The 26,100-nt window shown below is 65.7% G+C and carries 24 protein-coding genes; 17 read left to right on the plus strand and 7 right to left on the minus strand.

The window, feature by feature from the left end; translation table 11 throughout:
• Positions 1–38 precede the first annotated feature (38 nt).
• The 9 genes from AC1DKN_RS04065 (at position 39) to AC1DKN_RS04105 (ending at position 9,042) form a co-directional block, all read left to right on the plus strand.
• The gene (locus AC1DKN_RS04065) at positions 39–977 is read left to right on the plus strand and encodes an N-acetylglucosamine kinase (RefSeq protein ID WP_476870540.1); all 939 of its coding nucleotides are present in this window, start codon (positions 39–41) and stop codon (positions 975–977) included.
• Between the two features lie 34 nt (positions 978–1,011).
• Positions 1,012–1,467: an NUDIX hydrolase gene (locus tag AC1DKN_RS04070; RefSeq protein ID WP_028275721.1), complete on the plus strand. Its 456-nt coding sequence runs from the start codon at positions 1,012–1,014 to the stop codon at positions 1,465–1,467.
• Between the two features lie 340 nt (positions 1,468–1,807).
• Positions 1,808–2,989, plus strand: a complete 1,182-nt coding sequence (rsgA, locus tag AC1DKN_RS04075) for a ribosome small subunit-dependent GTPase A (RefSeq protein ID WP_476870510.1) — start codon at positions 1,808–1,810, stop codon at positions 2,987–2,989.
• A gap of 227 nt (positions 2,990–3,216) precedes the next feature.
• Positions 3,217–4,320 (plus strand): ABC transporter ATP-binding protein, encoded by a 1,104-nt coding sequence (locus AC1DKN_RS04080; RefSeq protein ID WP_476870511.1) that lies wholly within the window; start codon positions 3,217–3,219, stop codon positions 4,318–4,320.
• Positions 4,320–5,060, plus strand: a complete 741-nt coding sequence (locus AC1DKN_RS04085) for an ABC transporter permease (protein ID WP_476850326.1) — start codon at positions 4,320–4,322, stop codon at positions 5,058–5,060. Before AC1DKN_RS04080 ends, AC1DKN_RS04085 begins: the two co-directional genes overlap by 1 nt.
• Positions 5,057–5,803 carry an ABC transporter permease gene (locus AC1DKN_RS04090; RefSeq protein ID WP_223913873.1) on the plus strand — a complete coding sequence of 249 codons (747 nt, stop codon included), beginning with the start codon at positions 5,057–5,059 and terminating at the stop codon, positions 5,801–5,803. The genes AC1DKN_RS04085 and AC1DKN_RS04090 overlap by 4 nt, the downstream gene beginning before the upstream one ends.
• Positions 5,800–6,765 (plus strand): ABC transporter substrate-binding protein, encoded by a 966-nt coding sequence (locus AC1DKN_RS04095; RefSeq protein ID WP_223913874.1) that lies wholly within the window; start codon positions 5,800–5,802, stop codon positions 6,763–6,765. The genes AC1DKN_RS04090 and AC1DKN_RS04095 overlap by 4 nt, the downstream gene beginning before the upstream one ends.
• Positions 6,766–6,896: 131 nt before the next feature.
• A complete protein-coding gene (locus AC1DKN_RS04100) occupies positions 6,897–8,117 on the plus strand; it encodes a pyridoxal phosphate-dependent aminotransferase (protein WP_079550274.1) in 1,221 nt (406 codons plus the stop codon).
• A 70-nt stretch (positions 8,118–8,187) separates the two neighbouring features.
• Positions 8,188–9,042, plus strand: coding sequence for a polyphosphate kinase 2 family protein (locus AC1DKN_RS04105; protein WP_476850328.1), 855 nt, complete (start codon positions 8,188–8,190; stop codon positions 9,040–9,042).
• A 36-nt stretch (positions 9,043–9,078) separates the two neighbouring features.
• On the opposite strand, the gene AC1DKN_RS04110 is transcribed toward AC1DKN_RS04105, so the two are convergent.
• Both AC1DKN_RS04110 and xseA read right to left on the minus strand, forming a co-directional pair.
• A complete protein-coding gene (locus AC1DKN_RS04110) occupies positions 9,079–9,309 on the minus strand; it encodes an exodeoxyribonuclease VII small subunit (RefSeq protein ID WP_018773784.1) in 231 nt (76 codons plus the stop codon).
• Between the two features lie 116 nt (positions 9,310–9,425).
• A complete protein-coding gene (gene xseA / locus AC1DKN_RS04115; protein WP_230009060.1) occupies positions 9,426–10,712 on the minus strand; it encodes an exodeoxyribonuclease VII large subunit in 1,287 nt (428 codons plus the stop codon).
• A 255-nt stretch (positions 10,713–10,967) separates the two neighbouring features.
• On the opposite strand from xseA, the gene AC1DKN_RS04120 reads away from it, so the two are divergent.
• Both AC1DKN_RS04120 and AC1DKN_RS04125 read left to right on the plus strand, forming a co-directional pair.
• Positions 10,968–11,828 carry a hypothetical protein gene (locus tag AC1DKN_RS04120; RefSeq protein WP_230009061.1) on the plus strand — a complete coding sequence of 287 codons (861 nt, stop codon included), beginning with the start codon at positions 10,968–10,970 and terminating at the stop codon, positions 11,826–11,828.
• A gap of 9 nt (positions 11,829–11,837) precedes the next feature.
• Positions 11,838–12,926: a 4-hydroxy-3-methylbut-2-enyl diphosphate reductase gene (locus AC1DKN_RS04125; RefSeq protein ID WP_018773787.1), complete on the plus strand. Its 1,089-nt coding sequence runs from the start codon at positions 11,838–11,840 to the stop codon at positions 12,924–12,926.
• A gap of 94 nt (positions 12,927–13,020) precedes the next feature.
• Here AC1DKN_RS04125 and AC1DKN_RS04130 read toward each other — a convergent pair whose 3' ends face one another.
• Positions 13,021–14,259 (minus strand): DNA recombination protein RmuC, encoded by a 1,239-nt coding sequence (locus AC1DKN_RS04130; RefSeq protein ID WP_230008652.1) that lies wholly within the window; start codon positions 14,257–14,259, stop codon positions 13,021–13,023.
• 218 nt (positions 14,260–14,477) lie between these two features.
• Between AC1DKN_RS04130 and ychF the strand changes: the two genes are divergently transcribed.
• On the plus strand, positions 14,478–15,563 hold the full coding sequence (gene ychF, locus AC1DKN_RS04135) for a redox-regulated ATPase YchF (RefSeq protein ID WP_028275710.1): 1,086 nt from the start codon (positions 14,478–14,480) through the stop codon (positions 15,561–15,563).
• 207 nt (positions 15,564–15,770) lie between these two features.
• On the opposite strand, the gene AC1DKN_RS04140 is transcribed toward ychF, so the two are convergent.
• Together AC1DKN_RS04140 and AC1DKN_RS04145 are read right to left on the minus strand one after the other, a co-directional pair.
• On the minus strand, positions 15,771–16,448 hold the full coding sequence (locus tag AC1DKN_RS04140; protein ID WP_476850332.1) for a GNAT family N-acetyltransferase: 678 nt from the start codon (positions 16,446–16,448) through the stop codon (positions 15,771–15,773).
• A gap of 210 nt (positions 16,449–16,658) precedes the next feature.
• Complete coding sequence (locus tag AC1DKN_RS04145; RefSeq protein ID WP_476870512.1) at positions 16,659–17,162, minus strand: DUF4188 domain-containing protein; 504 nt, start codon at positions 17,160–17,162, stop codon at positions 16,659–16,661.
• 55 nt (positions 17,163–17,217) lie between these two features.
• Here AC1DKN_RS04145 and AC1DKN_RS04150 point away from each other — a divergent pair, with 55 nt between their 5' ends.
• A complete protein-coding gene (locus AC1DKN_RS04150) occupies positions 17,218–17,787 on the plus strand; it encodes a TetR/AcrR family transcriptional regulator (protein ID WP_476850334.1) in 570 nt (189 codons plus the stop codon).
• 909 nt (positions 17,788–18,696) lie between these two features.
• On the opposite strand, the gene AC1DKN_RS04155 is transcribed toward AC1DKN_RS04150, so the two are convergent.
• Positions 18,697–19,392, minus strand: a complete 696-nt coding sequence (locus AC1DKN_RS04155) for an alpha/beta fold hydrolase (protein WP_476870513.1) — start codon at positions 19,390–19,392, stop codon at positions 18,697–18,699.
• A gap of 216 nt (positions 19,393–19,608) precedes the next feature.
• Between AC1DKN_RS04155 and AC1DKN_RS04160 the strand changes: the two genes are divergently transcribed.
• The 4 genes from AC1DKN_RS04160 (at position 19,609) to AC1DKN_RS04175 (ending at position 25,389) form a co-directional block, all read left to right on the plus strand.
• Positions 19,609–20,313, plus strand: coding sequence for a class I SAM-dependent methyltransferase (locus AC1DKN_RS04160; RefSeq protein WP_476870514.1), 705 nt, complete (start codon positions 19,609–19,611; stop codon positions 20,311–20,313).
• A 428-nt stretch (positions 20,314–20,741) separates the two neighbouring features.
• Positions 20,742–22,523 carry an ABC transporter family substrate-binding protein gene (locus AC1DKN_RS04165; protein ID WP_223913883.1) on the plus strand — a complete coding sequence of 594 codons (1,782 nt, stop codon included), beginning with the start codon at positions 20,742–20,744 and terminating at the stop codon, positions 22,521–22,523.
• Between the two features lie 179 nt (positions 22,524–22,702).
• Positions 22,703–24,244 (plus strand): ABC transporter permease, encoded by a 1,542-nt coding sequence (locus AC1DKN_RS04170; RefSeq protein WP_476850338.1) that lies wholly within the window; start codon positions 22,703–22,705, stop codon positions 24,242–24,244.
• A gap of 26 nt (positions 24,245–24,270) precedes the next feature.
• Entirely contained in the window at positions 24,271–25,389 is a 1,119-nt protein-coding gene (locus tag AC1DKN_RS04175; protein ID WP_476850371.1) for an ABC transporter permease, read from the plus strand.
• Between the two features lie 24 nt (positions 25,390–25,413).
• On the opposite strand, the gene AC1DKN_RS04180 is transcribed toward AC1DKN_RS04175, so the two are convergent.
• A complete protein-coding gene (locus AC1DKN_RS04180; RefSeq protein ID WP_476850339.1) occupies positions 25,414–26,043 on the minus strand; it encodes a PH domain-containing protein in 630 nt (209 codons plus the stop codon).
• Positions 26,044–26,100: the final 57 nt, after the last annotated feature.

Consider the following 26,100-nt stretch of genomic DNA (forward strand, 5'->3'; position numbering starts at 1 on the left):
CAGCGATTCAGTAACCTGATCCAGTGACTAACACTGATATGCCGCCGGCGGCGGACTCCGTTCCATCTTCCACCACGCCATCTGCCACGGCGAGGACAGGTGCCGTGATCGGACTGGACATCGGCGGCACCAAAACCCGGGGCGTCAGGTTCGAGGACGGCGCGCCCGTTGCCGATGAATCGGTGGGCAGCTCCAATGTCCAGAACGTCAGCCCCGAGGAAGCCGCCTTCAACCTCGCGGAACTCTTCGCCAGGATCGGCGGGGGAGACGTCGCCCAGGTCTACGCCGGAGCCGGCGGCATCGACACCGATGACGACGCCGCGGCGCTCGCGGCACTGATTGCCCCGCACGTGCCCGGTGCCCGGATCACTGTGGTCCACGACTCCCGGCTGCTGCTTGCCGCAGGCGGCGCCAGCACCGGCGTCGCCGTCATCGCCGGCACCGGATCGGCCGCGTGGGGCAAGAACGGCCGCGGCGAGGAGGCCCGGGCCGGTGGCTGGGGCTACCTGCTCGGCGACGAGGGCAGCGGCTACTGGCTGGGCCGGGAGGCAGTCCGCCACAGCCTGCGCCGGATGAACCAGGGGCTGGAACCCGACGAACTCTCCACTGCCCTGCTGGCATCCTGCGGGGTGGATGACCCGAACAAGCTGATCGCCATGTTCCACTCGCCCGAGACCGGGCGCCGGTTCTGGGCCCAGCAGGCCCGTCTCGTGGTGGAGGCTGCAGACGCCGGGCATGCGCCGAGCCGGGCCCTCATGGAGCAGGCCGGGCGCGACCTCGCCGACCTCGCCGCGCAGACCGTCCGGCAGCTCGGCATCGAGGGCCCCGTCATCCTGGGCGGCGGACTCGGCATGAACGTGACGGGGCTCCAGGAGTCGTTCCGCACGGCACTGGCCGCCGCGGGGATCACCGATGTCCGGGTCCTGGCGCACGAGCCGGTGTTCGGGGTGCTGCAGCTGGTGGCGGAACAGGAGTAGGCGGAGGCAATCCTCCGGCCACTACGCTGGGGGGATGAGCATGCAATTCGACACCCGGCCCGCCGCCTACGCCGTCATAATCCGGGATGCCGGGATCCTCCTGGCGTACTGGAAGCAGGACGGCCGCGAGGGCTGGACGCTGCCCGGCGGCGGCCTGGACCTGGCTGAACACCCGGTGGACGGGTGCCGACGCGAGATTCACGAGGAAACCGGTTACGACGCCGAGGTCGGCGCCATGCTGGGGATAGACGTCGGGCACTGGCCGTCCGAAGTCCGGCTCGACGGCGGCGTACGGGACTTTCAGTCGCTCCGGCTGGTCTATGAGGCGACGATCACGGGCGGGGAGCTGCGTCACGAAGTGAACGGCAGCACCACCCACGCGGCCTGGATTCCACTGGATGAGGTGGCGCAGCTAAACCGGGTCTCGCTCGTGGATGCCGGGCTGCGTTTGTACCGTGAGCGGCCGTTGAACGGAAAACTTTCCGGCTAAACCGCTGGCCAGGCACGGGCACCATCGCTATCCTGTAGAAACCGCCGGCCGCAGCAGACCGGCAATTGACGGGGAGGTGGAAGCAATGAATGCGATATTTCTGAGCGCGCAGCGCACCGATACAAGCCATGTCATTACTCCTGCCCCGTCCCACGGCGCAGCCTAGCCATCGAGCGCTAGTCTCCGCGCGCGGCATCCAAACCGCCGCAGCCCGCAATGCGCCGCACCACGGGGCCCCACCAAAGGGTTTTCGTTGACCATTTATCCTGCATCCCGGGGCGCCGGCAGCGCCCTCATTACCAATTCATCTGTGCCTCATTCATCTGTGCCTCATACGTCCGTGCCTCATACGGCCGTGCCCTCCGATGAGGCTGGCCCCGAGGGGCCTGTCCTCTACGGCTACACGGCTGGCGTCGCCGAGCGGTTCGCGGCCCAGCCGGTGCCGGGCGGCGACCGCCCTGGCCGCGTCATCCGGGTGGACCGCAACCTCGTCCTGGTGGCCGAGGGCGGCGGAACCGCCCACCTGCCCTACCCGCGCGGCGGGGAGCTTCCCGCCACCGGGGACTGGGTCTGGCTGGGTCCGAACGCGGCGGGGGAGCCCGCCATCGTGGGCATCCTGCCCCGCCACTCGGAGCTGAGCCGCAAGCGTGCCTTCGAGGCCTCGTCCGAGGCGCAGGTCCTTGGCGCCAACATGGACGTCGTCGGGATCGTCGTTCCGGTGGATCGTCCGCTCACGCACAACCGGCTCGAACGGACCCTGGTTGCGGCGTGGGACTCCGGTGCCACGCCGCTCGTGATCATCACGAAGGCGGACATCGCGGACCTCGCGGACGACGTCGTGGCGACGGTCGTGCGCCAGGCAGCCGGTGTCGACGTCGTCACCACCTCTGCCGAGAACGGCGATGGCCTCGACGAAGTGCTGGGCCATCTGCCGCCCGGCGGCACGCTGGTGCTGCTGGGGCCCTCTGGCGCCGGAAAATCCACGCTCATCAATGCCCTCGCCGGCGTCCCGGCCCAGGAGACGGGGGCAGTGCGGGCGGGCGACGGCAAGGGCAGGCACACCACCACGTCCCGCGCGCTCGTTCCCCTGCCCGGCGGCGCCGTCCTGATGGACACGCCGGGGGTGCGCGGCTTCGGGGTCTTCGACGCCGAGGGAGGAATGGAGGAGATGTTCGGCGACCTCGAAGAGCTCTTCGAGCACTGCCGCTTCTCGGACTGCGCGCACGGCCGGGAACCCGGCTGTGCTGTGCAGGCCGCGCTCGCCGACGGCGTACTGGAGGACCGCCGGTGGGCCAGCTACCTGAAGCTGCAACGCGAACTCGCCGCCCTGGCGCGCCGCCACGACGCGGCCGCGCGGCGCGCCTACCAGCGGGAATGGCACCAGAAGATCGTCGTAGCGGGCAAGAGCCAGCGGTCAGCCGAACGGGACAACCACGAGAACGCGCACGGCGGCGGAAAGAGCCGCCAGGACGGAAATAGCAGAAACACCAGTGGCGCGAAGGGTGCGCGGCGGCCCCGCTGAAGCACACCGCCGGGTGAGACAAGGGCCGCGGTGGCGCGCCGGAAGGATTTCCGGCGCGCCACCCATCCAAAATCGTTGTGCTTCCGAAGCCTTACGGGAGCCCCGCGCCGCTGACATAGTCCGGGGTGCTGGTTAGTCTATGAGCTAACTGCTTTATGGCCAGCACACTGACGAAACCGTGCGCTGGCCCGACCAATGTTGCCGCCAACAGTTAGGTAAGCCCGGAAATGGCCGAAGCCATGATCGAGTTCCAGAACGTCACCAAGCAGTACCAGGGCGGTCAGGCCGCCGTTGACGGACTGACCATGTCCATCGATAAGGGCGCCATCACTGTCTTCGTCGGACCCTCCGGCTGCGGTAAGACCACGTCCCTGCGGATGATCAACCGCATGGTGGAGCCCACGTCCGGCGTCATCACCGTGGACGGGGCCGATGTCACTTCAGTCCCTGCCGCGCAGCTGCGGCGGTCCATGGGCTACGTCATGCAGTCCTCCGGGTTGATGCCGCACCGCTCCGTGCTGGACAACATCGCCACCGTTCCCCGGCTCAACGGCGTGTCCAAAGCCGACGCCCGCAAGCGCGCCCAGGAACTGCTCGACGTCGTCGGGCTGGCCTCCTCGCTCGGCAAGCGGTACCCGTCCCAGCTCTCGGGCGGACAGCAGCAGCGCGTGGGCGTGGCCCGGGCACTCGCGGCCGATCCTCCGGTGCTGCTCATGGACGAGCCCTTCAGCGCCGTGGACCCGGTGGTCCGCGACGAACTCCAGAAGGAGCTCCTCCGGCTCCAGCATGACCTGGCCAAGACGATCGTCTTCGTCACCCACGACATCGACGAGGCCACCGTCCTGGGCGACAAAGTGGCCGTGTTCGCCGTCGGCGGCAAGCTGGCGCAGTACGCCGCCCCGGCGGAGATCCTGCGGGCCCCGGCGAACGAGTTCGTGGCCTCCTTCGTGGGCCGTGACCGCGGGTTCCGGCACCTTGCGTTCAGCCCTTCGGACGGTGTCACCATCCACCCCGTCCCCACTCTCACGCCCGATCAGCTCGGGGCTGAGGGCAGCTCCGATGAATGGCAGCTGGTGGTCGACGACGCTCTCCGGCCCCTGGGCTGGGCCGGGCCCCGCCGCGCCACCGGAACCGCCCCGGCGATGGTTCCCGGAGGCTCCCTGTTCCGGAAGGGGGACACGCTCCGCCGGGCACTGGACGCGGCCCTGTCCTCACCCTCGGGCCTCGGCGTCGCCGTGGACGACGACGGCCGGGTGGCCGGAGTCATCGGAGCCGCCGAAGTCCTCGCCGTCATCGAGTCAGACCGCAACGTCCGGCACGGAGGGCTCTGATGGAGTGGTTCCTGGCCAACAGGGCCGAAGTCTTCAGCCTCGCCGGCCAGCACCTCATCCTGGCCATCCTGCCGATGGTGTTCGGGGTCCTCATAGCCGTTCCGCTGGCCCAGCTCGCCCGGCAGAGCCGCGCGCTCCGGTCCTTGGTGCTCACCGGGTCCTCGCTGCTGTACACGATCCCCTCGCTGGCGCTTTTCATCATCCTGCCGACCATCCTCGGAACCCGGATCCTGGATCCGGTCAACGTGGTGGTGGCCCTGACCATCTACGCCATCGCCCTGCTGGTGCGCGCCACGCTGGATGCCTTCGACTCGGTGGACGAGGACCTGCGGCAGGCCGCCGTCGCCATGGGGTTCAAACCCTTCGCCCGCTTCATGCAGATCGACCTGCCGCTGTCCTTGCCGGTGCTGTTCGCCGGGCTGCGCGTGGTCTCGGTCAGCAATATCTCGCTGGTCAGCGTCGCGGCACTGCTCGGCATCGGCAACCTCGGAATGCTCTTCACCTCCGGCCTCCAGCGTGACTTCGTCACCGAAGTGGTGGTGGGCATCATCGCCATCCTTCTCCTGGCGCTGCTGATGGACGCCGTCCTGGTGCTGCTTGAACGGCTGCTGACGCCCTGGACCCGGGCCGCGGCGGCCACGGGTGGCGGCACCGGTTCGGGCGCGGGCCCGGACAGGACTGGCCCCGCCGCGGCGGCGATGCGGTTTTCGCGTCCCAAGACCGGAGGGGGAAACGCGTGAATAACGTCGTCACGGACACCTTTGCCTGGCTCAGCGACCCGGAGAACTGGTCCGGCAGCGCAGGAATCCCGGTGCGCCTGGCCGAACACCTGTTCTACACGGGCCTGGTGATGGTGATCGCCATCGCCATCGCCGTCCCGATCGGCCTGTTCGTCGGGCATACCGGCCGCGGGCGGGTTGCGATCGTGTCAGTCGCGGGCGCGCTGCGCGCCCTGCCCACCCTCGGCTTGCTCACCTTGTTCGTCCTGCTCGCCGGCATCGGGCTGATGCCGCCGATCTGGGCGCTCGTGATCCTGACCGTCCCGCCGCTGCTCGCCGGCACCTACGCCGGAATCTCCAGCGTCGACCGCAACGTGGTGGATGCCGCCCGCGCCATGGGCATGACCGAGTGGCAGGTCCTGTTCCGGGCGGAATTCCCGAACGCGCTGCCGGTGATGTACGGCGGGTTCCGGACCGGGGTGCTCCAGGTGATCGCCACCGTTTCCGTGGTCGCCTACATCAACCTGGGCGGCCTGGGCCGTTACCTGTTCGACGGGCTCGTGCTCTCCGACTTCCCGCAAATGCTGGGAGGCTCGCTGCTGATCGCCGCCCTTGCCATCAGCGTCGACCTTATCCTTGCCCTTATTCAGAGGCTGTTCCTGTCACGGGGCGCCTCATCCAAGCCGAACCGCAGCCAGCAGGCTGCGGTTGATCTCACAGACCCCGTGATCGCGGAGACTGTTGTTCAAGGAGGTACGTCATGAAGGAATCCCGCCAACGAGGCCTTGGCCGGCGCGCATTCGGCGGCCTGGCCGTCGGCGTCGGCCTGGCCATGGCCCTGTCCGCCTGCGGAGGCTCATCAAACCCGCTGAGCTCGGCCCCGGCCAGCAGCGGTGCCGCCTCCGGTTCCGGCGGTGCCCTGGTGATCGGGTCGGCTGATTTCCCCGAGAGCCAGATCCTGGCCGAGGTCTACGCCGGTGCCCTGAACGCCGCGGGCGTCACCGCCAGCACCAAGCCGAACATCGGCTCGCGCGAGGTCTACATCAAAGCAGTCCAGGACGGCTCGGTGGACGTTGTTCCCGACTACAGCGGCAACCTGCTGCTGTATGTAAACAAGGACGCCACCGAGGTCTCCGCCGAAGACATCGCGAAGGCACTCCCGACCAAGCTCCCGCAGGGCCTGGCCGTGCTCGATGCCTCCAAGGCTGAGGACAAGGACGCCATGGTGGTCACCAAGGCCACGGCCGAGAAGCACCAGCTGAAGTCCATCGAAGACATGGCGAAGGTCTGCGGCGATCTCGTCATCGGCGCCCCGGCGACCTTCGCCGAGCGCGCCTACGGCCTGCCGGGCCTGGCGAAGAACTACAACTGCGTGCCCAAGAAACTCGAGCCGTTCAGCGACGGCGGCGGCGCCGTCACGCTCAAGGCGCTGCTCTCGGACCAGGTCCAGGTCGCGGACATCTACACCACCACCCCGTCCATCCCGGACAACGACCTCGTGGTGCTGGAGGATCCGAAGAACAACTTCATCGCCCAGCAGGTGCTGCCGCTGTACAACTCGGCCAAGATGACGGACAAGGCAAAGGAAACGCTCAACGCGGTGTCCAAGGTCCTCACCACGGAAGACCTCATCAACCTCAACCGTGCCGTGAGCGGCAGCCAGAAGCAGAACCCGAAAGATGCCGCCGACGCGTGGCTGAAGGAAAAGGGCCTCGCCCAGCAGTAGGCCACTGGCGACCCTGCGACGCCGGTGTCCGGGCTTACAGCCCGGGCACCGGCGTCGTTGTTGTTACTGCGGCGCCCGTGTGTGAGTCATGTCTCAGCGGAAGTACATCCTCCATATGGCATATTTGATGAATGGCAGAATTCAAGCAGTCCACCAAGCTTCATAATGTCCTTTACGACATCCGTGGACCGATTCTTCAGGCCGCCCAGCAGATGGAGGCGGAGGGTCATCGCATCCTCAAACTGAACATCGGAAACCCGGCCCCGTTCGGGTTTGAAGCGCCGGACGCGATCCTGGTGGACATGATCCGCCACCTGCCGCATGCCCAGGGCTACAGCGACTCGCGCGGCATTTTTTCGGCCCGCACCGCCGTCTCGCAGTACTACCAGACCCGCGGGATCCAGAACATCCACGTGGATGACATCTACCTCGGCAACGGCGTCAGCGAACTGATCACAATGTCGCTCATGGCCCTGCTCGACGACGGCGATGAGGTCCTCATCCCCACCCCGGACTACCCGCTGTGGACGGCCTCGGTTGCCCTGGCCGGCGGGAAGCCCGTGCACTACCTCTGCGACGAAGAATCCGGCTGGCAGCCCGACCTCGAGGACATGGAAGCGAAGATCACGCCGCGCACCAAGGGCATCGTGGTCATCAACCCGAACAACCCGACAGGTGCGGTGTACCCGAAGGCGACGCTGAAGAAGATCGTTGCCCTCGCGGAGAAACACGGCCTGGTGCTCTTCGCCGACGAGATCTACGAGAAGATCCTCTACGAAGACGCGGTACACGTAAACCTCGCCTCGCTCACCGGCGACGATGTCCTGTGCCTGACCTTCAGCGGGCTCTCCAAGGCCTACCGGGTCTGCGGCTTCCGGGCCGGCTGGATGGCCATCTCCGGGCCGAAAAAGGCCGCCGCGGACTACCTCGAGGGCATCAACCTGCTAGCCAACATGCGCCTCTGCGCCAATGTGCCGGCCCAGCACGCCATCCAGACCGCCCTCGGCGGCTACCAGAGCATCAACGACCTCATCCTGCCCGGCGGGCGCCTCCTGGAACAGCGGAACAAGGCCTATGACATGCTCAACGCCATCCCGGGCGTCAGCACGCAGCAGGCGCGCGGGGCCATGTATCTGTTCCCGAAGCTGGACCCCGAGGTCTACCACATCCGCGACGACGAGAAATTTGTCCTGGACCTGCTCCGCGAGCAGAAGATCCTGCTGTCCCACGGAAGGGCGTTCAACTGGGTCCGGCCGGACCACTTCCGGATGGTGACGCTGCCGAACGTCAAGGACCTCGAGGAAGCAATCAACCGCATGGCGGACTTCCTGAGCCGGTATAAGGGGAACTAGGCTTCGGTCAGCAGCGGAGCTCGGGGACTCGCCCGCGAAGCGGCTGCACGAAACTGGAAAGAGGCTTTCCATGACAGATGCTGTGATGTTCGAGCGGCACCCCGCCGAGACGCTGCTGGTCGGAAAAAAATTCAAGCTGAAGGACTGCGACCCGGACTCCACCCCGGGCTACCCGGGCGGGAAATCCGACGGCGAGGCGCTCCTGGCAGAGCTCGATGGCAAACTGACCACCCTGCAGGAGCAGCTTTTCGCCGAATCCCGGTTCGGCGGCACCAAGCGCATCCTGCTGGTCCTGCAGGCGATGGATACCGCAGGCAAGGGCGGGATCGTCAACCATGTCATGGGCCAGATGGACCCGCAGGGTGTCCAGCTCAAGTCCTTCAAGGCGCCGACCCCGGAGGAGAAATCCTACGATTTCCTCTGGCGGATCGAGAAGGCAGTGCCGGGGGCCGGCATGGTGGGCGTCTTTGACCGCTCGCATTATGAGGACGTCCTGATTCACCGGGTCCACCGCTGGGCAAGCCCCGAGGAACTGGAGCGGCGCTACAAGGCCATCAACGAATTCGAGGCAAGGCAGGCGGCAGCCGGGACCACGGTGGTCAAGGTCATGCTCAACATCAGCCGGGACGAGCAGAAGGACCGGCTGCTCGCCAGGCTGGATGACGAAACCAAGGTGTGGAAGTACAGCAGCACCGACCTCAAGGAGCGCGCCTTCTGGAACGACTACATGGATGCGTACCAGGAGGCGTTCGAGAAGACGGCCACTGACATCGCGCCCTGGTACGTCGTGCCGGCCAACAAGAAGTGGTACGCCCGCATCGCGGTGCAGCAGCTGATGCTGGACGCCCTGGAAGGGCTGAAGCTGCAGTGGCCGGATCCGGAGTTCGACGTCGATCTGGAACGGGATCTGGTCGAGCGCTCCTAATGCGGAGGGAACCGGCACGCCGCGGCGTGCCGGTGCCTAGTTCTTGTCCGCGGCCTGGTCCCGGGCCGCGGCGAGCCGCTTGCGGGCGCCTTCCAGCCACTGTTCGCAGCGCTTGGCCAGCGCTTCGCCGCGTTCCCACAGCGCAAGCGATTCCTCCAGGCTTGCGCCGCCGGCCTCCAGCTTGCCCACCACGGCGACCAGCTGCTCGCGGGCGTCCTCGTAGCTGAGGGCCTCGATGTCGGCGTTCGGGTTGGGTTCTGCTGCCATGTGGGTGCTCCTTGATTGTCGCGGTTTGTGCCGCGGTGACGCTGTCTGTGGTGCTGACGGTGGTGCCTGTTCGGGGCGCTGACGGGTGGCCGTGTGGGCACGTCCGTCCGCCGGGGTTATTCCTCGGCCGGTTCCTGGCCGCCGGTGGATTGGGCCGTGAACCGGCCGCCGGCCACCCGAACCGTGAGGTCCGTGCCGGCGGGCACCTGGGACGGATGGCGCACAACGTCCCGGTGCGCCGCGGGGGCGTTTCCGTCGCCGGCGAGCTGGACCACCGCGTAGCCGCGATCCAGTGTCTTTTGCGGCGAGAGTGCGCGCACCTGCGCCTTGAGGTGGACCAGTTGGTCCGCTGCCCGCACGACGGCGGCGCTGATCGCCGAGTGCGAGCGGACCTTGAGCCGTTCGACGTCCTCGTGGCGCTGGCTGATCATGACGTCGGGGGAGAGCAGCACGGGGCGCGAACGCAGGGAGGCCAGCCGGTCGCCCTCGCGTTCAACGAGCCGGGTGACCCCGCGACGGAGCTGGTCCCGTGCCTGCCGGACCCTGACAAGCTCCTCGGCGACGTCGGGAACTATCCTCTTCGCGGCGTCGGTGGGCGTTGATGCCCTGAGGTCTGCGACGTCATCGAGGATAGGCCGGTCCGCTTCGTGCCCGATCGCGCTCACCACGGGGGTGGACGCGTCCGCGACGGCCCGGATGAGCTCCTCGCTGCTGAACGGCAACAGGTCCTCGAGGGCGCCCCCGCCGCGGGCGATGACGATGACGTCGACCACGGGGTGGGCGTCGAGTTCCCGCAAGGCCGCGATCATCTGGGCTACGGCGGTGTTCCCCTGGACCGCTACTTCGCGGATCTCGAATTCGACGGCCGGCCAGCGCAGGGCGGCATTGCGCAGTACATCCTTCTTGGCGTCAGAGTCGCGGCCGGTGATCAGGCCGATCCGGTGCGGGAGCAGTGGAAGCCGCTTTTTGCGCGAATCGGCAAAGAGTCCTTCGGCGGCGAGGGCCTGGCGCAGCCGCTCGATCCTGGCCAGGAGGTCGCCGAGGCCCACGGGCCGGATGTCCTTCACAGACATGTTCAGCCGGCCCGTCTTGAGCCAAAATTCGGCCTTGATCAGGGCTACAACCCGGGAACCGCGTTCCAGCGGGGCGGCCTGGCGGTCCAGCACTGTGGTCCAGACCGATGCCGGCAGCGAGATTTCGGCGTCGATGTCCCGCAGGGTCAGGTAGGCGTTGCTGCCACGCCGGTTGAGTTCGATTACCTGCCCCTCAACCCATGCCGAGGGCGCGCGGTCGATATGCATCTTGAGCTTCTGGGACAGCAACTGCAGCGGCCAGGGGTTGTCCGGACTGGTTTGGGCCGCGGTGGCCGGTAGCGTGGTGGCCGCCGCCGCGTCCTCAGGCATGCGTGGGCTCCATGGCCGGGAGTGCCTGGTGGAGTGCCTTGTGCATATGTGTGCGTGTCCTTTGCTGCGTGCCGTTTACTGCATGTCCTTACACCGCGACTGCCGGCGGCCCGCTCCCCGGCGGGTGGGCCGGCCGGCAGCCGGAAGTTGTCTCTGTCAACTCTATCCATAGCTCTACCACCGGGGTCCGACTTTATGGCCGCGCCCGGCCCCGCCCTAGGATGGGAGGGATGCCATCAACCTCCTAGGAATCCCTTGCGCACTTTTGTCTCTGCCGTCGCCGTCCTCATCGGGCTCCTGATGGCAGCCGTCGCCGTTCCAGCCATGTGGGTGGACCAGAACATCGTCCAGGAAGAGGGCTTCGTTGCCCTGACCGCGCCGCTGGGCAAGGACCCGGCGTTCCAGCAGCGGCTGGCCGCGGCCGCCGTCGACGGCCTGGCCGCCAGCGCCGGCATTCCCGAAGCCTTCACGGAGCTGGCCCGGCCGGTCCTGGACAGCGCGGCGCGCTCGCTGACGGGACTGCCCGGCTACCCCGAGGCCTGGGCTGAAACCCTGCGCAAGAGCCACCGCCTCACGTTCGCCGACCCCAGCACGCTGCCGCCGGAGGTTGACGGCTCGTCCTCGCTCACCCTGGATGTCGCGCCGCTTGCCGGGCTGGTGGCCAAGCAGGTCACTGCGGCGACCACCCTTCCGCTGGAGGCGCCCGGCCAGGTGCTGATCCATATCGGGCAGTCCGACCAGCGCCAGATGATCGAACGCGTCACCGTCTACGCCCCGATGGGCTACGCCGTTGCCGTCGGCGCGGCCATCGCCTTCATTCTGGCGTTCGTTGCGGCCCGACGCCGGTGGACCGTGCTGGTCGGAATGGGCGTTGGGACGCTGGTGCTCGCGGGGGTATGGAAGCTTGCCAGCGATGCCGCCGGCGCCGCTGTCGCCGGGACCTCGAGCGGTAACGATGTGGCGGAGCTGTTCAAGAACGAGTTCGTCGCGGCGTGCTCTGCCAGCTTCGGCCAGTGGATCGTCGCTGCTGCCGTCGCGGGAGCAGCACTGGTAGCCACGGGAGTGGCTGTCCGGGTCGCCGGCGGCCGCAAACGGGGCAGGATTGAACACCGGTAGCATGGGAGCATGACCACCACCGCTGTCTCCGTTCCGATGCCATCCGTTCCGCGCAGGCGGCGTTCCCCGGAAGACGTCCTGGCCGCGGCCCCGGTCGCCGGTCCCAAAAAGGTCCTCCTGGCAGCCCCGCGCGGCTACTGTGCCGGCGTGGACCGTGCAGTCATCGCGGTGGAAAAAGCCCTGGAACACTACGGCCCGCCGGTCTACGTCCGCAAGCAGATCGTGCACAACGTCCATGTGGTCAGCTCCCTGGAGGAAAAGGGCGCCATCTTCGTCGATGAAACCGACGAGGTTCCGGAAGGCGCCCTCGTGATCTTTTCCGCGCACGGAGTCTCGCCCGCCGTCGTCCAGTCCGCCGAGGACCGCGGCCTGCGCACCATTGACGCGACCTGCCCGCTGGTCACCAAGGTGCACCGCGAAGCCGTCCGGTTCGCCAAGGATGACTTCGACATCCTGCTGATCGGCCACGACGGCCATGAGGAAGTCGAAGGCACCGCCGGCGAGGCCCCCGAACACATCCAGATCATCAACGGCCCGCACGAGGTCGACAAGGTCACGGTCCGCGACCCGGAAAAGGTCATCTGGCTCTCGCAGACCACCCTCAGCGTGGACGAGACCATGGAGACCGTGCGCCTGCTCAAGGAGCGGTTCCCCACCCTGCAGGACCCGCCCAGCGACGACATCTGCTACGCCACCACCAACCGCCAGGTGGCCATCAAGAAGATCTCGCCCCAGGCGGATCTGGTGATCGTGGTGGGCTCCGCCAACTCCTCAAACTCGGTCCGCCTCGTGGAGGTGGCGCTGGAATACGGCGCCAAGGCCTCCTACCGGGTCGACTTCGCCAACGAGGTTGACGAGACGTGGTTCGAGGGCGTCGCCACGGTGGGCGTGACGTCGGGGGCCTCTGTCCCGGAAGTCCTCGTCAAGGATGTGCTGCGGCTCCTCGCCGACTACGGCTACGGATCGGTCGAGGAAGTCGTCACGGCCGAGGAAGACCTCCTGTTCTCCCTGCCGAAGGAGCTCCGGGCCACCCTGAAGCAGGCCGGCGACGTCACCCGCGCCCTCGGCGGCCGCGGCACCCGCCCCGAACAGTCCTAGGCACCGGACAGTCCTAAGCACTGGACAGTCCTGGGTACTGGACAGTCCTGGGCATTGGACAGTCCTGGGGTACTGAGACCCAAGCGCAGGGCACCTAGGCCGCGGACTCTTCTGACTCGTCACGGGACTGAAGTTCCGGGGCCGCGACTGCCCGCGGTGTAACTTCGACGGCGGGGGGAGTGGCCAGTCCGGCGGCTTCCAGGGCGTTGAGTTTCCTCGCGGTCGGCAGGACGCGCGCCTCAAGGGTCCCGACCATGGAGTTGTACCGCTCAACCGAGGTCTTCAGCGAGGACCCCAGCTTGGTGACGTTCTCGCCGAGCGTGCCCATCCGGTCGTAGAGCTGCCGGGCGAGCTCGAAGAGTTCCCGGGCGCTGTCCGTCAACACGTCCTGCCGCCACGTGAACGCCACCGACTTCAGCACCGCCAGCAGGGTCCCGGGGGAGGCCAGGACCACGTTCTTGGCCAGTGCGTAGTCCAGCAGGGCCGGGTCGGCCGTGAGGGCGGCGGCCAGGATTGATTCCGCCGGCAGGAAGCAGACCACCAGCTCCGGAGAGTTGCCTGGGATGTCCCAGTACTTCTTGCTGCCCAGCGCGTCCACATGGGCCTTCAGGGCCTTGGCATGGGCGGCGAGGTGCGCCTGCTGGCTGCCGGGCAGCTGCGAGGACTGCTGGCCCGCCTGGGCGGCGCCGAGGTCCTGGGCGGCAAGATACGACGCCAGCGGGACCTTTGCGTCGACCACCAGCTGCTTGTCGCCGGGCAGCTGCACCACGAGGTCGGGCCGGAGGCTGCCGTCCGTGCCGGAGCTGTGGGCCTGCCCGCTGTGGAGCTGTTCGTGGAAGTCCACGTGCCGCAGCATGCCTGCCGCCTCGACCACCCGGCGCAGCTGGACCTCGCCCCACTGGCCGCGGGCGCTGTTGGAGCGCAGAGCGGACTCCAGCGCATGCGTGGACCGCAGCAGCTGCTCATCGGACAGGCGGGCCTCCTGCAGCTGCTGGGCCAGCTGGCCGTACTGCTCCAGCCGGTCGCGTTCGAGCAGGGATACCTGCTGCTGCACGGCAGTGAGCTTTTCTGCCACCGGCGCCAGCGCACGGAGCACACTGCCGTCGTGGTTCCGGGACTCGCCGAGTTCCCGGTTCTGGGCCGCGAGCAGGCGCCTCTCGGCGTCGGCGGCGGCGAACTGGGCGCTGACCTCGGACAGCCGGGCTGACACGCCGTCGAAGTCCTGTTCCACGGCCAGATAGCGCCGGCGCAGCAGGACATAGACGACGGCGGCGCCGGTGACGGCGCCCGTGAGCAGCATGAGCAGGGCGAGAATCAGAGAAAAAGCTTCCATGTCTTCACTGTGACATGCCCCTGTGACAGTTTTGGCTTCGACGCCCGGAACACCCTGGAACACCCTGGAACACTCCGGGATGTACCCGCCGCACCACCCGACAACGCCCCGGGAACACCCCACACCGCCCCGCGCCCGCGCCGGCACCCTGCCGCGCCACAGGCGCAGCCGCAGGCCGCAGCAACGGCCGGCGGCTGGTGCGGGTAGAATATATGCTCGTGGCTCTTACTATTGGCATCGTCGGACTGCCCAACGTCGGCAAATCAACCCTTTTCAACGCACTGACCCGCAACCAGGTCCTCGCGGCGAACTATCCGTTCGCCACGATCGAGCCCAACATCGGCGTCGTGAACCTGCCGGATGCCCGGCTTGAAAAGCTGGCCGGCATCTTCGGCTCCGCGCGCCTGCTGCCCGCCGCCGTGTCCTTCGTGGATATCGCCGGCATCGTCAAGGGCGCCTCCGAGGGCGAGGGCCTCGGCAACCAGTTCCTCGCCAACATCCGTGAGGCCGAGGCCATCGCGCAGGTTGTCCGCGTGTTCGATGACCCGGACGTCATCCACGTCGACGGCAAGGTCGATCCCAGCTCCGACATGGAGACGATCAACACCGAGCTGATCCTGGCCGATCTGCAGACCATCGAAAAGGCCATCCCGCGGATCGAAAAAGAAGTCAAGATCAAGAAGCGGGAGGCCGCCGAACTGGCGGCCATCCTGGCGGCGCAGGCAGTGCTGGAACGCGGCGACACCATCTTCTCGTCCATCAAGAGCGACAAGCTGGAGATGGAGCACCTCAAGGAACTCGGCCTGCTCACGGCCAAACCCTTCATCTATGTCTTCAACTCCGACGAGGGAATCCTCGGCAGTCCGGAGAAGCAGGCGGAACTGCGGGCCCTCGTGGCCCCCGCCGACGCCATCTTCCTGGACGCCAAGCTCGAGTCCGACCTGGTGGAGCTCGACGAGGCAGAAGCCCGCGAGATGCTGGAAATGAACGGCCAGGATGAATCCGGGCTGGACCAGCTGGCCCGCGTCGGCTTCCACACCCTCGGACTGCAGACCTACCTGACGGCCGGCCCCAAGGAAACCCGCGCGTGGACCATCCGCCAGGGCGACACTGCCCCGCAGGCGGCTGGCGTGATCCACTCCGATTTCCAGCGCGGTTTCATCAAGGCCGAGGTCGTCTCCTTCGATGACCTGATCGAGGCCGGTTCCATGGCCGAGGCGAAGGCCCGTGGCAAGGTCCGGATCGAAGGCAAGGAATACATCATGGCCGACGGCGACGTCGTGGAATTTAGATTTAATGTGTAGATTCTTCGCCTGAATCAGTAGAAATGCCGCCCTCCGTGAAACGTACGAGGGCGGCATTTCTTGTAACAGAATTGATAGTCGTAGCGTCGAGGACCTTCGGACGGAGTCCGGGTGCATAGGAAATTTCGGGGTTTTTCCCCGGATACCCAATGACCTGCGACTCCAACGCGAGGCGATGCGGGTCTTTCCCTTACCAGCGCTCACGAGTCATTTCACAGCTAACCCCTTGATGCCGACCGGGGAGGGGGCCATCCCGGTCGTTTCCTTATGGCCCGATTCCGTCGGAGGCAGATCCGGTACGCTCCGTGGACCTGCAGTCCACTCCCGGTCCAGTATTCCGAAGACGAACTCGCTTCCCCACGTACCTTTGAAAAAGACGTTTTCGTGGAAGTGGGCTTCCCTCCGCATTCCCACCCTCTCAAGAAGCCGGGCCGCAGAATCGTTGAGCGCGTCGGTGACAGCTAGTATGCGGTGGAGATGCAACTGCTCGAAGGCGTAGCCGAGGAGCCCCAGAACCGCCTCACGGCCATACCCGTGCCCCTGGTGCTCGGGCGCTAGCGTAAATCCCAATTCCGCCTCGCTCTTTTCAGTGTCGTTCACCTTTAATGCAACATCGCCGATGAGAATGCCGTCGGCACGTCTTTCGAGGGCGAACTGGTACCACTCTCCCGGTATGCCGGGCTGGATGTTTTGCATCGAGTTGATGAGGGTGCGACCTTGTTCAAGGGTGTAATTGCTCCAGCTTTGGTACCGCTCGACCTGGGGCTGGGCGCGATAGGCGGCAAAGGCTTCTGCATCTGCCGGATGGAATGGGCGGGCATGAAGGCGCGGTGTTTCGAAATGGGCGACAGCGGGTCCTGTTTCGGGGCCGTTGAAAGTCGGCATTTAGTTTCTTCTCCTCGTAGGAACTTTGGATTTGTTTCGGGAGTGCTGCGGCCCGTTCGCACGGTGGTGAGGCTTGCTGCGCCGGGTTCACCGGAAGCGTGCCGGGTCGCCGTCCGTGGCGGAGAATCGCGGCGATGACTCCAATCAACAGGCTCTGCCTTCACTATTGGCCGGGGACCTTGCACAGTGAGAAACTGCAATCTAGACGGCTCATTCGGACAGACGCCAACTTACCTCGTCTGCCTCCAAGCGCTGGCGTGCGGTGTTCAGTCCCGCTCCCACTGGTACGTGACCGGTAGCGGCTGCCAGCCCGAAGACCGGCATATCGCTATACACGCTTTCCCTGCCACCGGGCATCGTCTCGTAGGTTTCGTGCCATACGCCGATGTCGCCAGTACCGGCGGATTCGCGCATGAATCGGCGCCAGGGCTCAAGGTGCGGCGCCGACCGGTCGGCCGCGAACCGCTGCAGATGCTCCGGGCTCCTCCAGTAGCTGACCAGGATGGTCGTCCGCCCGAACCATTGCTGGTAGCCCAACAATCCAGCCTCCGGCGTCTTGGCCAGGTGGGCAAGCATCCTGGGCATGGCCGCCCCCACCCTTGCCACTTTCCCGAATTTCCACCACCGGTTGGCGCGCATCCCAATCAGGAAGATTGTCACCGGGCCGCCTCCGGGATCGGCAGTGAAACGTCCTGCGTGCACTTGCTCCGACATGGGCTTCTCCTATTCATAACGCTGTTACAGAACAGTGTTATGCAATACTTGTCCTATGGCAAGACCCATAGTCCACGATGAGACCCTGCGTCGCAGGCTGCTCGACACCGCAGCCTCCCTCATCGCCCGCGACGGCGCCGCCTCCTTATCGCTGCGCAGTATTGCCGCTACCGCTGGGACGTCGACGACGGCGGTGTATTCGCTCTTCGGGGGCAAGGCGGAGCTGTTGACTGCCGTGCTCGACGATGGCTTCGCTTCCTTTGCTGCCTCCCAACAAGAGGTCGCCGCTGCCGGCCTCGAAGCATTGGGCCGGGCTTACCGAACTTGGGCACTGGAGCATCCGATCCTCTACGGCCTGATGTTCGGCGGCTCACTGGCCGGCCAGGTGCCGTGTCGGCCGACGCCGGGTGCCACTGAGCCGTCGATCGCGCCGCTGTTCGCCGCGGTTGCCGCAGCGCTGCCCGGAGCAGCGGATGACGAGATCGCCTCGATGGTCGCCGTCGTGTGGGGCCAAGTCCACGGGCTGGTGTCACTGGAGCTGGCCGGTGCACCGGCTGCTGGCTGGATCTGGGATGTGGCCTATGATGCCGCTATCAGCCAGATTGGCCGCTCGCTGCGACGCTAGGGAACATTAGTCCTCAAGCAGCCGGCGGACCATGGGGTCGCAGTAGCCGTCGAAATCCGGATCTCGTGATGGTCGACCAGTATGTTCGTCAGCGTACCCCCTGTTCTACAACGGGTTGTTTGGTGACGGAACGTGGTGGAGTTCCGCTTTAACGTCTGAGTCAGCTCCGGTACCTCCCGGGAATCCTCGGCCGAAGTGTTGGGGAACTTAACGTTCTTCCGAGACGGTGATTGTTCCCGAGGCGGTGGCGGCTCGGAGTGCGCTAGCCTGAACGGCGTGGACCGCATAGACATGGATGACGCTGCAACGCTCGTGACCCTGCTGCATGATGGGAGGCGCTCCTCGTCGCTCCGTGCGCTGCTGCCGGGGTGGGACATGCTGCAGGCCGACGTCCCTTCCCGGGAACGGGTAGAGACGGCAATAGCGGTCCTGGTCGGTTCCAGCCTTGCTGAGGTCGACTCATCCTGGGGGATGCGGCTCACGGAGCAGGGCGTGCAGCTCAGGCGGTCCGTGAAAGGTGCTCGGGGGATGCGGGAGATCCCGGAGGCAATCAGCGATCTGCTGGTAGGACGCCAGTTGAGCCGTGCAACGCTGAGTCTTCCTCACGAGGTCTTTGATGCGGCGCGCGAGGACTATCTGGACGCGGCCCAACGCAGGGCTGAGCGCCGATCGCGACATCGCTGGTGGTGGCCCGACCCATCCAGGCCCCGTCCAAGGAAGCCGCCATCCTCGACCTCCTGAGAAGCACGAACGGCCACCCGTGACGTTGTTCGACTGCCGAACGTAGTGGAGTTCCGCTTCAACGTCTAGTTTCTGATCTCCCTGAGGCCAAAAGCGATAGCCGCTAAGAACACGTGTTCTTGGCGGCTATCGCTTTTGCGAGCGGGTAAGGGCTTCACGGACAGTTGGCTATGTGGCGGACTCAAGCCAGGAGCTTACGGCGTCGCGTGCGGCGGCGGGCTGCTCGTGGAACAGGAAGTGGCCGGCACCTTCGACGACGGTGAACCGGGCCGTGGGCAGCGCTTCTGCCATTTCTTCGGCAGCGTTCAGAGGGATGAGGCGGTCCTGGGCTCCGTGGATGATCGCTGTCGGGCAGGCGATGGACGGCAGAATCGAGCGAAGATCGGCGCGCTGCACGACTGCCTGCTGCTGTCGGAGGAAGGCTTCTGCACCGACTGGGCTGGTCATGGAGCGCCAAGTGGCTAGGAGTGCATCGTCGGATTCGTTGTCTGCCGCGACGACGCCAGGGAAGGCGGCGTCGACAAGAGCGTCGAAATGCCCGCCTTCAACGAGCGCGGACTGGCGCGCCCGCGCTTGGAGCTGCTCCGCGGTGTCGGCTCGGGCGGACGTGCTTACGAGTGCGAGAGCGGTGACGCGATCGGGCGCCTGGCGGATGACTTCGAGGGCGACGTACCCTCCCATGCTTGTTCCGAGAACAGCAATGTCGCCGACGTTCTCGCGGAGGATCCGTTCGGCCATGGCCGCAATGGTGTCGTCGTGCCGGGTGTCGGCCAAAGTGACTTGCCCGCGCATCCAGACGGTATCGATCACCGGGGCGTAAGCGAGCGGAGAGCAGAGCAGAGGCGGTATCAGGACAATATTCACGTTCTCAGTCTTGCTGCATCTGCCGACAATAAACTATCGACGCAGGCGTTCTGGCTCACGGTAATCATTTCGACCACCAGAGCAGGCCAACCGCGTTGATCCAACACACGAAACCGAATCTGCTATCAACGGGCGATGCTTACGGGCTTTCCGGCCAGGTTGTTAGGATCGGGCCGACCGTACTGACCATGAGCGTTTACGCGAGAGCGAGGATCCGTGAAAGCCGACCATTATGACAGTTTTGCCGAGAGCTACTCGGCGGAAAACGAGTCCAGCCTCCTCAACGCCTACTACGAGCGGCCGGCGATGATTGGCCTCGCCGGCGACGTCGACGGCCACCGGGTCCTGGATGCAGGGTGCGGCTCCGGGCCCCTGTCCGCGGCACTGAGCGCGAAGGGCGCGATCATGACCGGATTCGATTCCAGTCCTGCGATGCTCGAACTGGCAAGACAGCGACTTGGCGGAACCGCGGATCTATACTTGGCCGACCTCAGCAAGCCGCTCCCTTTCGCCGATGGCTCCTTCGACGACGTTGTCTCGTCCCTGGTCCTGCACTACCTGGAGGACTGGTCGGCACCACTTGCCGAACTGCGGCGCGTGCTGAAGCCGGGCGGTCGCCTGATCCTGTCGGTCAACCACCCCACGGTCAGCGTGATCACCCAACCAGCCGAGGACTACTTCGCCATCCGGCAGTACTCGGAGGATTACGAGTTCGATGGCGAGCCTGCGGTTCTGACCTTCTGGCACCGACCACTTCACGCGATGATCAACGCCTTCACATCGGCGGGATACCGCGTCGCCACCGTGAGCGAACCAGGGCCATCTCCAAACACACCGCACGAACTCCTTCCGCCACGCATCCTCACCGGCGAGAAGACAGCGTTCCTGTCCTTCATCTTCTTCGTCCTCGAAGCCGGCTGATGGCAGCTGAGGAACGTGAGGATACGAGCCGCCGCCGTCCCAGTTCACGCCAACGACCTGTCGCGATGGTCAGCCGTGATGAGAAGGAGGCTCTCCGCCGCCCGGCAGCGCGGTAATTCTGCCAAGTAATTAAGGATTAACTGGAGGGGCCCCGATTCTCGGATTGGGGCTTTTCCTGTGTGCGGCGCTTTTATCCTTTTGTTACGCCGCCGTCAACGTTTTGTGGGAAAGCTGGCCCTGTGGAACCTGCCCAATGTTGCAGCTCCATAACGAACTTTACGGTGAGTCAACTTTGGTGGCTCCGGACGGTCTTTGGGGTTACGCTTCATGCCATGTGAGACGGGCCACACTGCCGCTGGGGGAGTGTGGACGTCTGTCTGGCGCCTTCGGCGCCGGGCTCACCCACACCACAGAAACAAGGAGGCGGAATGCGCTTGGGTCGTATTTCCAAAGCAGTGGGCGTGGCGGCAGCAGCTGCCATCGCCCTCAGCGCCTGCGCGGGCAACAGTGGCGGGACAACCCCGACCACTGCGGCGGCAGCAAGCAAGCAAGGCGGATCGGCAACTGTAGTAGAGGTCAACGCGTTTAATACGTTCAACCCGAACACGGCCGATGGAAACACTGACATCAATTCAAAGGTCAGCTACGCCACGCACTCGGGCTTCTTCTACATCGACAACAAGCTCAACGTTGTCCGCAATGAGAAGTTCGGCAAGATGGAAAAGGTCTCTGACGATCCGCTGACGGTGAAGTACACCATCAACGACGGCGTGAAGTGGTCCGACGGCACTCCTGTTACCGCAGCCGACCTTGTGCTGCAGTGGGCCGCCTTCTCCGGTTACTACAACGACGCCGACGCGGAAGGTAAGACCGGAACGTCCTACTTCTCCTACGCCGGTGACCCCACCGGTATCGCCCTCACCGACTTCCCGGAACTCGGTGACGACGGCCGCAGCATGACGCTGAAGTACTCCAAGCCCTTCGCGGACTGGGAAATCGCCATCGGCGGCCCCGGCGTCGACATCCCCGCCCACGTCCTGGCCAAGAAGGCAGGCCTGGCGGACACCAAGGCGTTCATTGACCTGCTGAAGGGCATGCCCCGCGGCGATTCCAAGGCCCCCAAGCCGGCGAACGCCCAGCTCAAGGCTATGGCGGACCTGTGGAACACCGGCTTTGACACCAAGACCCTGCCGGCCGATCCGAGCCTTTACCTCTCCAACGGTCCGTTCATCGTCAAGAGCGTCAACCAGGACCAGTCCCTGACCATGGTCAAGAACAAGGACTACAAGTGGGGACCGGAAGCCAATCTGGACGAAATCACCGTCCGCTACATCGGTGAGGCACCCGCCCAGGTCCAGGCTCTCAAGAACGGCGAGGCCGACATCATCGCCCCGCAGGCATCCGCGGACACCGTGGAGCAGCTCAAGGCACTCGAAAGCCAGGGCGTGACGGTCGACGTCGGCAACCAGCTCGCGTACGACCACATCGACCTGAACTACTCGGGCCCGTTTGCCGACAAGAACGTCCGCGAGGCGTTCATGAAGGCCGTCCCGCGTACGGACATCGTCGACAAGATCGTCAAGAAGCTGGACCCGAAGGCTGCACCGCTTGACTCCCAGCTGTTCGTTCCGGACCAGGCCCCGTACGCCGACTCGGCCAAGAACAATGGTTCCTCCGCCTACCAGGGTGTGGACATCGAGGGTGCCAAGAAGCTCCTCAACGGCGCCACCCCCGAAGTTCGCATCATGTACAACAAGGACAACCCCAACCGTGTTGACGCTTTCTCCCTGATCAGCGAGTCCGCCACCAAGGCCGGCTTCAAGATCGTCGACGGCGGCCTCGGCAAGTCTGACTGGGGCAAGGCCCTCGGTGACGGCAGCTACGATGCCACCATCTTTGGCTGGAGCAACTCGGGTGTCGGCGTGTCCGGCGTTCCGCAGATCTTCAAGTCCGGCAACGACTCCAACTTCAACCAGTTCAGCGACCCCGCAGCCGACAAGCTGATGGACGAACTGATTGTCACCACCGACAAGAGCAAGCAGGACGGCCTCGTTGCGCAGATCGACAAGATGATCTGGGATTCGGCCTACGGCCTGCCGCTGTTCCAGTCGGTTGGCGTGGACGCGTACAGCGACCGCATCACCGGTGTGAAGTACATGCCGAACCAGACCGGCGTTTGGTGGAACTTCTGGGAATGGGCGCAGAAGTAGCCCGCGACCCCAAGTAACACTGCTGGAAAGGCGTCGGGACCACAGCTTCTTCGGTCCCGGCGCCTTTCTGGCGACATCCCTGACGATGCCGTGGTCCCGCCGCCACATCGGCGGGAACCGGCCAAACTCCGCGACCGGTCCGGGCAATCCCTGGGCCCGAATTCCGAGGTTCTATTCCAATGGTGACCTACATCTTCCGGCGGCTCGTGACTGCCGCCCTCATCCTTCTCGGTGCGTCTTACCTCGTATATCTCCTGACAGCGGCGTCCGGCGATCCCCTCGAGGAATTCCGCGCCAACCCCACGCCCCAGAAGCAGCAGCTCATGGACGCGAGGACCGAGCTCTTGCAGCTGGACACCCCGGCCCCGCTGCGGTACTTCAAATGGTTCGGCGGCGCTGTCCAGTGCCTCGTTCCGTTCGCCAACTCCTGTGACCTCGGGAAAAACATCGCCGGTCAGCCCATCACCGAGGCCCTCGGCTTCGCGCTCGTCCAGACCCTGACCCTCGTCACCGCGGCAACGGTGCTCGCCATCCTGATCGGCATCACCCTGGGCATCGTCACCGCCCTGCGGCAGTACAGCACCCTGGATTACGGCGTGACGTTCATGGCCTTCCTGTTCTTCTCACTGCCGATCTTCTGGGTCGCCGTCCTGCTCAAGGAATTCGGCGCCATCGGCTTCAACGACTTCCTGCGGAACCCCGACGTGCCGCTGCCCGCGGCCCTCGGGATCGGCGTCGTCGTCGGCGCAGTGACAGCCGTCGCGGCGGGCGGGACCATGCGGCGCCGGCTGCTGGCCGGCGCCGTCGCCTTCGCCTTCGTCACCGCGGTGCTCATTTACTTCTCCGCCACCGAATGGTTCAAGACCCCGGGCATGGGCCCCGTGGTCATCGCCATCGCCGGTGTCGGCATCGCGTTCGCCGTGACCCTGCTCTCCGCCGGGCTGAAAAACCGCAAGGCCCTGCAATCGGCCCTCATCGCCGTCGGCGTCGGAGTCGTGCTCTACTTCCTCCTTCAGCCGCTGCTCAACGAGGCTACGTTCCTGATGATCGTGCTCCTGGCGGTCGCCTTCGTCCTGATCGGCATGGGCATCGGCTATCTGGTGGGCGGCTACGACCGCGGGCAGTCCATGCGGGCGGCAGCCATCACCTCGTTCCTGGTCGGCTTCCTGATCCTGCTGGACCGGTACATGCAGGCGTGGCCCAGCTACTTCAACAACAGCCGTGTGCGCGGCCGGCCGATCGCCACCATCGGTGCCAGCACGCCGAACATCCAGGGCGACTTCTGGGTCCTGAGCCTTGACTCCTTCACCCACCTGATCCTGCCCACCCTGGCCCTGATCCTCATTTCACTGGCCAGCTACACCCGCTTCACCCGGGCCTCGATGCTCGAGATCATGAACATGGACTACATCCGCACGGCCCGGGCCAAAGGCCTGAGCGAGCGGACCGTCATCATGCGCCACGCCTTCCGCAACGCCCTGATCCCGATCGCCACGATCGTGGCCTTCGACATTGGGGCGCTGATCGGCGGTGCCGTCATCACCGAAACCGTCTTCTCGGTCCGCGGCATGGGCTTCCTGTTCCTGGACGGGATCGCGCACACCGATCCCAACCCGGTCATGGGCGTCTTCATCTGCGTGGCCATCACGGCCATGGTCTTCAACCTCATCGCGGACCTCGCCTACTCCGCACTGGATCCGCGCGTAAGGGTAAAAGCATGAGCCAGCCAAGTCAGCAGGAAGTAATCATGGCCGAAGACGAAGCCTCGCGGATATCAGCCGCGGCCGGCGTTGAGCCGGTCCTTGAGGCCAAGGGTCTCAGCCAGGGCCAGATCGTCCGGAAGCGTTTCCTCGGACACTCCGGCGCCATTATCGGCCTCGTGGTGTTCGCCTTCATTTTCATCCTGGCCTTCACCTCGGTGGGTTACCTGGGAATCCCCGGCTGGTGGAAGTACTCCCACACGCAAGTCTCGCCACTGGTCAACGGCGGCGCACCGACCTCCTCGCTGTGGCCGCTGGCCTGGGGCGAACATCCGTTCGGCCAGGACCGGATCGGCCGCGACCTCTTCGCCATGACCATGCGCGGCGCGCAGCAGTCCATCACCATCATGATCGTGATCGGCCTCATCGCCGGCCTGATCGGCGTCGTGGTCGGTGCCATCTCCGGGTACTTCCGCGGCTGGTCCGAGGCCATCCTGATGCGCCTGACCGACGTCATCATCATCATTCCGGCCCTGTTGCTGGCCGCCGTCATGGCCGCCCTCGCCGGCCGCCGGGACCAGGGGAGCTGGTTCGCCTCCTTCGCCAGCACCAACGGCGTCCTGGCCCTCGGAATCTTCCTGGGCCTGATCAGCTGGGTCGCCCTGGCCCGACTGATGCGCGGCGAATTCCTGTCCCTGCGCGAACGCGAGTTCGTGGATGCGGCCCGGATTTCCGGCGCCAGCAACGCCAGGATCATCTTCAAGCACATCCTGCCCAACGCCGTCGGCGTGCTGATCGTGAACGTGACCCTGACCATGTCCGCCGCGATCCTCACCGAAACGGCGCTGAGCTACCTCGGCGTCGGCGTCAAGGCCCCGGACACGTCGCTGGGCCTGCTCATCTCCCAGAACCAGCAGGCCTTCGCCACACGGCCCTGGCTCTTCTGGTTCCCGGGCATGTTCATCGTGCTCATCTGCCTCAGCATCAACTTCATCGGCGACGGCCTGAGGGACGCCTTTGACCCACGGCAGAAGAAGTTCAATGCCAAGAAGGCGGCCGATCATGGGGGTGCCGCGGTGCAGGCAGGTACCGTCACCGGACTTGGCGCCTCGGCGCCTGAGGATCCCCGCAACGACGGTCCGGCCGACGGAACACGGGGCCAGTAGATGCCGGCCCCCTGCAGGACCGCTCTAACCGGCGGTAATCGCCAGGTAGCTTGCCGCCAGGAGCAGTACGACGGCGCCAATCGCCACCCAGCGGACGGTCACCGTTGCCGCGGTGCTGGCGGCGTCGCCGGCGGCAAGCTGCCCGCCTTCCACGAGGTCATGCCACCGGGCCCGCACCAGCATGGCAGCCTGGCCGGAGTCCGTGGTCTTCAGATCTCCCGGACGGACCGACTTGCCGGGACCGTAGGTGGTTGCCGGCAGGCCGTGGAGGTCCTCCGGGCGGGCATGGCGGCCGCCCCAGATACCGGGGGCCGGCGCGGCCCAGGAGGTGTAGCTCTTCCGGGCGGTGACCAGCGTCAGCGCAAAACGGGTATCGACGTGCACCAGCGCTGCCCACGGCACCTCAATCGAGCGGAACGGATTCTCCAGGGTGACGCCGGCATCGTGGACTACAACGGACGGCATCCAGAACAGTTGCCAGCCCATGAAGGCAATGAAGGCCAGCGGGGCGATGCCGCCCAGCGCCCCCGGACCCGCCATGACGACCGTGACCACGACACCGAACGCGGCCACCGCCCAGGACAGCAACGCGAACCATTTGTTGGTTCGTGCTTTGAAGACTTCAACATTTCCGGCGTGCGGCGTAGAGCTCATGCCCCCAATAATTCAGTATTCCGAGCCGCAGCACTAATCCCCGGTGCACCGGCGGCC

It is taken from the genome of Arthrobacter sp. 01N444 (genome assembly GCF_056399305.1).